The organism is Trebonia sp. (assembly GCF_049794275.1).
Lineage (GTDB): Bacteria > Actinomycetota > Actinomycetes > Streptosporangiales > Streptosporangiaceae > Trebonia.
Window position 1 is genome coordinate 1 of the sequence record NZ_JBARCR010000825.1, and the last position, 6,937, is coordinate 6,937.

Consider the following 6,937-nt stretch of genomic DNA (forward strand, 5'->3'; position numbering starts at 1 on the left):
TCGTGCTGCGGCTGGGCGAGCGGACCATCCTCGTCCGGGCCGGCGAGGCGGCCGAGTTCTCCACGATGGAGCCGCACGCGTTCGGCGTGCGAGAGGAAGCCGCGGAGATCCTGTGCATCCTCGACCACGACGGCACGCGCACCCACCTGGGGCCGGGCGGCCCCTTCCCCGAGACCGGCTCCGAGGAGGACTGACCAGCCCCGGAGCGCCACCGGGCTGGCCAAGCAGCTCCACGCTCACCGCGATCTCGCAGAGATGGCCGACACCAAAGGGCTGGAACCGCTGCCAGAAGGGACGCGCCGGGCCAGTCCCTCTGACTCTTCGTCGCCGATAAAGGTGATGATTACCGCGCCGAGGGTGGCACCCACGTGCGCGAGGGTCTCGGCTATCTGGCTCACGAGATAAGTGCGTGAACGCGAGACTTCAGGCATGGCTATTCGGAAGTCTGCATCAGCATCGCCGCCGGACGTGCTGTCATCGGCATGTGAGTGAGATGCCGAAGCGCGCATCGTTGGAACGGGACCTTGGCGTGCAGGGGAGGAGTTGACAAGAGCGCTGACCCTCGATGCGAACGAGGCCACCGCTGTCGCTCAGCGTCGTCCCTTGTGGCTAGATAGCAGTTGAAACGCATATATCGAACGCCCGGCAAAGCCTCGTGTGGCCCTATGCCGACCGCTGATGGCTCCCCGCTTGGCTCCCCGGACAAGCATCGTTCGGCCGCGAGAAGCCCAAAAAGATGCCGGTCACCGTGGTGGTGATCGCGATGCCCAGGAAAGTCAGCGGGAAGACTAGGCCGTCGTCGCGGAACGCGTTCTTGGCGCGACCAAGGGGTCCTCCCTGCGGTCACCAGCGTGGCCGGCGGCATGACATGTCTATGGCGGTCACGGTTGTGCGGATCACAGGAGGCCCGGGTCAAATCTTGGGTAGCGCTTCAGAAGACCGCGGCCTCTGCCTGGCTCATACTGGCTGATACGCACAGGAACCGGCGGTCCAGGCCCAGGAGTGTTATGTCAGCGGGCGGCGCCACCGCGTGGCAAGCGCGGGTTCCGGACAGGCGCCACGACCGGTCAGCGAGGACAGCATGGTTGCCGAGAAGACGATGGTCAGCTAGATGCCGGACTCCGGACTCGGGCTGGGAGACGGACGGTCATGAGCGTGAGCGGTTACCTTTTCCGCGGCCCGCGCAACACGCCCGGGTCGCGGGCGGGCCAGCCGCCTGAGCCGCGCACCGAGACCAGGCCGGGCATGGTGATCGACCGTGATGTCGCGGTCCTGACTGGTTCAGGCGCGACGATCTGGGTGGACGTCTACCGCCCGGCGGGCGGCGAGCCTGCTGCGCCGATTATCGGCTGGTCGCCGTACGGCAAGCACAACCCGGCCCCCATCGGCCGGATCTATCCCCGCAGCGGGGTGCGCCCGGAGTGGACCTCCCCGCTGACGACTTTCGAGGCGCCTGACCCCGGGTACTGGGTCCCGCACGGCTACGCGATCGTGATCGCCGACATCCCGGGCACCTGGTACTCGGAGGGGCCGGCGACCTACCTGTCGCCCGAGGAGGCCAGGGCGTACGCGGACCTGATCGAGTGGGCCGGCACGCAGCCGTGGAGCAACGGACGGGTCGGGCTGTCCGGAGTGTCGTACCTGACGCAGACGCAGTGGCGGGTGGCCGAGCTCAATCCTGCGCACCTGGCGGCGATCAACCCGTGGGAAGGCTGGACCGACACCTACCGCGAGGTCGTCCGGCACGGCGGCATCCCGGAGACGTCCTTCTGGCCCTACATCTGGGACCGGTGGGGCGCCGGCACGGGCATGATCGAGGACCTGGAGGCCGAGACCGGGCAGCACCCGTGGTTCGACGAGTTCTGGGCCTCCAAAGCCGCCAGGCTCGAGGAGATCCGGGTGCCCGCGTTCGTCGTGGCCAGCTGGTCGGACCAGGGCCTGCATTCGCGCGGCACGCTGGAGGGCTTCCGCCGGATCTCCTCGGAGCACAAGTGGCTCGACGTGCACGGCCGCAAGAAGTGGGGGTACTACTACGACCCGGAGAACGTCGAGCGGCAGCGCGCGTTCTTCGACCAGTTCCTGCGCGGCACCGACCGCGGCGTCCTGGACTGGCCACGGGTCCGGATGGAGGTACGGGAGCGCTCCTGCCAGGGCACCCGCCGCACCGCCGGGGACTGGCCGCCCAAGGACACCGAATACCGGTCCTGGTACCTGGACGCGGCGCAGGAAGCTATGCTCCCGCACCCGCCCGGCGCTGCCGCGGTAGCGGAGTACGACTCGCTGGGCAGCGCGCCGGGCCCGGCCGATGCCCGGTTCACCATGACCTTCGGCGAGCCGGCCGAGATCGTCGGGCACTGCCGCCTGATCCTGCACGTCGAGGCCCCCGAGGCAGACGATCTCGACCTGTTCGCCGCGCTGTTCAAGACCGGCCGTGACGGCGAGGTCGTCGGGTTCCCGTACTACGCCCAGTTCGAGGACGGGCCGGTCGCGGTCGGCTGGCTGCGAGCCTCACACCGTGAGCCCGACCCGGAGCTCAGCACCGAGTTCCTGACCGTCCTCGCCCACCGCCGCGCACTCCCGGTCCCGCGCGGGCAGGTCATCGAGGCCGAGATCGAGATCCTCCCCTCCGGCACCCGGTTCGAGGCCGGCGAGGGACTGCTGCTGATCGTGCAGGGCACCGACATCAAGCGATACCCCAAGCCGCTGACCTATGCCCGGCACGAGGACACGGTCAACGCCGGCCCGCACCGCATCCACACCGGCCCCGGCCACCCGTCCCGAATCATCCTCCCGATCCTCCCGGCAAGCGACGCCCGCGGCTGACCGCGGCGCGTTCGTCGTCCCTGACATGACCGCCTGCATGCCATCCAGCACGATTCCGTCTGACGGCTTCGCGCTGGGTCCGGATACCGAAGTTCAGGGCGGCTTTGGTGTCTGGGGACGTCCGGCTCGGTCTGGCGAGATCTGGCGGCGTCGGTCCTTAGTGTGATCCTGGTTTGGCGTCCCGTCGAACTCGCTCCGAGATGGTCCCCGGGCCTCGGTGCGTCTCCGCGCGTGGAGCTTGCTGCGCCTGGCCGGCGCCGGCCAGGCGAAAGGCAGGTCGGCGAACGCCGCTATCTGTCCGAAGGCTCCATGCCCTGCTCGCCACCACCCGTTTTCAGGCCGACGAGGGCGACCGCGGCCGAGCTGGAACCGCCCGCTGCTGCCGGCGATCTGGCTGTATCGCGATCAGAGCCAGGGACGGACGCGGCCGAACTGCACGAGCTCGCCGTAGGTGTCGGGGCTGACTGGATTCAGGGCAAGGCGCAGCGGATCGGTGGCGGCCTGCGCGGGGGTTTGCGCGCTGCTCATGTCATCGAACCAAGGGCGTGACGCCGCCGTGTCGATGAGGCCGGGACAGACAGCGGCGATAAGCGTGTCCGTTCGCTTGTCGGCCTCGCGGCGGTCCCTGGCGAGCACCCGCACGGCGGCGACCTGACCCACCTTGGACGGGATGTTGATCCAGTCGGGCCAGCCCTCGGCGCCGGCTGTCCCCGCGAGTACTGCGTCGCGCCAGGCCAGCATGGTGGCGTCCACGTCGTCCAGGCTCATCGTGTCGGTGTCAAACCGGTCGTGCAGTGACGTGGGCAGGTTGTTCAGCGTGCCGAAGTCGCTGGCCACGACGAGCAGGCGCCCGGCAGGCCGCAGGATCGGGGAGAACGCGCGCAGCATCCTGGTGGTTCCGAGGTTATTGGTGTCGACGAACGGCTCGATTAGCTCGCTCCACGGCGTTTGCGGGGTCAGCCGGGCGGCGGCGTTGGAGAAGACGATGTCGACCCCGCCGTGACGGTCGCGCAGCTCGCCGGCGAACGCGGCCACCGCGGCACCGTCGCGCACGTCGAGAACATGGGTGTCGACGTCTGCGACTGGTGCGGTGAGCCGCGTCGCCGCATCGCGCAGGCGATCGCCGCTACGGCCGGTGAGGTAGACGACGTCGCCGGCGGCCATACGCTGCACCAGGCCCTCAGCGAGAGCGAACCCGAGACCCTGATTGGCGCCGGTCACGATGGCAACTCGACTCATGTGCACCACTTTGCCGCACCCGCTTGCTCAGCAGCTCCACGTTCTTCGACTCACCCTCACGATGGCCTCCGTGCGTCACGGGCGTCGCCGTGCTTGACCAGCTTGGATTCCGCGCTCGACCTGGGCGCTCCACCGCTGGGCCGGCTGAGTGTCGCTGTATTCGTCGTGCCAGTTCCACCACTCGTACGGTGGGGTTTGCGGGTAGCTCGCAGGCGAGTCCTCCCACTGCTCCTGGCGCCCGAGCGCTGTGATGTCGAGGTAGCTCCAGGTGCTCCCCATCGCCTCGTCGCCGCGGCTGTTGATGAAGTAGGTGCGGAACACCTGGTCGCCGTCGCGGAAGAACGCGTTCGTGCCGTGCCACTCGTCCACGCCGAAGTCGGCGTCGAAGTCGTCTGTGATGGTGTACCAGGGCATCGTCCAGCCCATCCGCGCCTTCACCCGCGCGATGTCAGGCTGCGGCGCGCGCGAGACGAACATGAGTGTGGTGTCACGAGCGTTCAGATGGGCGACGTGGGCGACCTGATCGGCCACCAGCGAGCAGCCGCGGCACGCGTGGCCGGGCCAGCCGTCCACGCCCGGCTCGAAGAAGGCGCGGTAGACGACCAGCTGACGGCGGCCCTCGAACAAGTCGAGCAGGCTCGCGGTGGCCTCAGGCCCGCCGAACTCGTACTCCTTCTCCACCGCCAGCCACGGCATCCGCCGGCGCTCCGCGGCCAGCGCGTCTCGCGCGCGAGTCAACTCCTTCTCCTTCACGAGCAGTTGCTGACGTGCTGCCTCCCACTCTTGCGCCGTAACGATTGGGGGTGTCTTCATGGTGGTGTCCACCTTGCGGGCCTCTCTAAGGATGAATGTTTCTGGGGATCGGTGAGCAGATCGTGGCGTCGGCGGATGCCGGTCGCGCCACCGGTGAGGCGCACATCGGTGGCGCGACTGCGGGCCGCGACGCGTCCTGCCTGCACGGCAGCGGACGATGTCACTTCGGGTGTCAGCTCGCGACGGGTTCGGCGGGGGGCAGCAATGCTGCGTTCTGGCGCTCGAACTGCTTGGCCACGCCGGCGCGCCAGCCCTCGGCCAGGGCCTGGGACAGCACGTCGGGGAAGATGTCCTCGTCTCCGTTCTCGATGCCGTCGAAGATCGCTCGCGCCACGGACTCGGGCGAGGCCTTGGGAATCTCGAGGCCTCGGGTCATCTCCGTGTCGACGGGGCCGGTGAGGACGCTGCGCACGCTCACGCCGTGGCGCGCCAGCAGCATCCGCAGCGACTGCGTCAAAGACAACGCAGCCGCCTTCGAGATCGAGTACGCCGGCGCGAACGGCACCGGGGCCAGGGCCGCCAGGGACACGTTGTTGACGATTGTTCCCCGGGAACGAGTCAGCGCTGGCAGGAATGCCTGACTCACCCGGTAGGGGCCGAGCAGGTTGACGGCCAGGGCCCGCTCGAGCGCGGCAGGATCGCTCAGGTCATCGAGAGGCTGGACACCGGCATTGTTGATGAGGACATCGAGAGACTCGACTCTCCCGGCGGCTTCCTGAATCTGCACTGCGCTGGTCACGTCCACATTCAGTGGCGTGACCCGCTCATCAGGGTCAGCGACCGGGTGACGGGTAGCGGCATACACCCGCGCCGCGCCACGTCGTAGGGCCTCCTCGACCAGCGCCTGCCCGATGCCGCGACTGGCCCCGGTCACCAGGACCGTCTTGCCGTCGATAATCATCTCTGATCTGCCTTTCGGTTCGGCACCGCCCGCTGCGGCGCCCCTACTTATGCAGACCAGGCGGACCCCTCGGAATCGCCGCGGAACGGCCTGCGGCCGAGAAAGGCGACGGGTTCGTCACCGGGGCAGGCCGGGCGGTGCAGCGGAACCGGATCAGCGAACAGCCCGGGCCGGACGTCCGAGGTGACGAGCAGCGGGGCCAGCTGCCCGCGCAACCGCGGGACCGGGCCGGATCCCCCGGCGCCCCGCGGATACCGATGCGGCCGGCGCTGATCGCCTCGTGCAGCACCTCGGCCGAGTCGGTGACGTGGCCCGGCAACATCGCCAGGTCCTAGGCGGGCTGGGAGTGGGTCGCGGCAGCAGTTGCGGCGTGACCATAGCGGTGCTGGCCAGCGCATAGCCGACGGCTGATCCGGGCAGCTTCAGTCCCCTGGTCAGCGCCGCAGTGGCGGTCGCCTACGTCCGCGCCGGCTCGGCCGGGTGCTCCGGCGGCAGGCCGAACGACGTGAACCGACCCGGGTCGGCGAAGGCGACGATCCGGGCGATGCCTGTCGCGGTGAGCGTGAGCACCTGCAGCGCGTGCGCCCGGTACACCCCGCGTTCGTCGCGCCGGTAGACGGCGAACGCCGCCTGCCCGTTCGCGGTCACCGGCACCAGCCGGTCGGCCCCGGGCGCGGTGAGCAGCTGCGACCCGACGAAGCCCGCCACGGCGTCCCGGCCGGCGAACCACGTCAGGAACGGCGGCATCTCCAAGACGACGTCCGCGCGCAACAGTTCGGCCATCGCACGGGCGTCGGCGTGCTCGATCGCCGCCGCGAACCGTTCCAGCACGGCCCGCTGCACCGCGTCGTCCGGCTCGGCGAGCTCGTCCTCGGCGGGCATCACCCGCGCGAGCTGAGTACGGGCGCGGCGCAGGCCGCTGTTGATCGCCGTGGTCGTCGTGCCCAGCAGCTCCGCCACGTCGGCGGCCGGCCACTCCAGCACGTCCCGCATGATCAGCATCGCGCGCTGCCGGGCGGACAGGTACTGCAGCGCCGCGACAAAGGCCAGCCTGACACCGGCCCGCGAGGCCGTGACGGCCGCCGGGTCCTCCAGGTCCGCAGTGACCAGCGCGTCGGGCAGCGGCTGCAGCCACGGCACCTCCGACGCCACCTCCAACGG

6 protein-coding genes and 1 pseudogene are annotated in these 6,937 nt (G+C 69.6%); 3 read left to right on the forward strand and 4 right to left on the reverse strand.

Annotation, left to right across the window (positions count from 1 at the left end; all coding sequences use genetic code 11):
* Both WA805_RS21470 and WA805_RS21475 read left to right on the forward strand, forming a co-directional pair.
* Positions 1–194, forward strand: a pseudogene (locus WA805_RS21470) (XRE family transcriptional regulator); the annotation flags it as partial.
* A 961-nt stretch (positions 195–1,155) separates the two neighbouring features.
* Positions 1,156–2,823, forward strand: a complete 1,668-nt coding sequence (locus WA805_RS21475) for a CocE/NonD family hydrolase (protein ID WP_425243226.1) — start codon at positions 1,156–1,158, stop codon at positions 2,821–2,823.
* Positions 2,824–3,228: 405 nt separating this feature from the next.
* Here WA805_RS21475 and WA805_RS21480 read toward each other — a convergent pair whose 3' ends face one another.
* The 3 genes from WA805_RS21480 to WA805_RS21490 all read right to left on the reverse strand — a co-directional run bounded on the left by WA805_RS21480 (position 3,229) and on the right by WA805_RS21490 (position 5,776).
* Positions 3,229–4,062, reverse strand: coding sequence for an SDR family NAD(P)-dependent oxidoreductase (locus WA805_RS21480; protein WP_422339651.1), 834 nt, complete (start codon positions 4,060–4,062; stop codon positions 3,229–3,231).
* A 75-nt stretch (positions 4,063–4,137) separates the two neighbouring features.
* Positions 4,138–4,875 carry a DUF899 domain-containing protein gene (locus WA805_RS21485; protein WP_422339652.1) on the reverse strand — a complete coding sequence of 246 codons (738 nt, stop codon included), beginning with the start codon at positions 4,873–4,875 and terminating at the stop codon, positions 4,138–4,140.
* A 172-nt stretch (positions 4,876–5,047) separates the two neighbouring features.
* Positions 5,048–5,776, reverse strand: coding sequence for an SDR family NAD(P)-dependent oxidoreductase (locus tag WA805_RS21490; RefSeq protein WP_422287702.1), 729 nt, complete (start codon positions 5,774–5,776; stop codon positions 5,048–5,050).
* Positions 5,777–5,913: 137 nt separating this feature from the next.
* Here WA805_RS21490 and WA805_RS21495 point away from each other — a divergent pair, with 137 nt between their 5' ends.
* On the forward strand, positions 5,914–6,111 hold the full coding sequence (locus tag WA805_RS21495) for a hypothetical protein (protein WP_422287704.1): 198 nt from the start codon (positions 5,914–5,916) through the stop codon (positions 6,109–6,111).
* A gap of 121 nt (positions 6,112–6,232) precedes the next feature.
* Here WA805_RS21495 and WA805_RS21500 read toward each other — a convergent pair.
* A partial coding sequence (locus tag WA805_RS21500) for an RNA polymerase subunit sigma-70 (RefSeq protein ID WP_425243227.1) occupies positions 6,233–6,937 on the reverse strand: 705 nt, incomplete at its 5' end.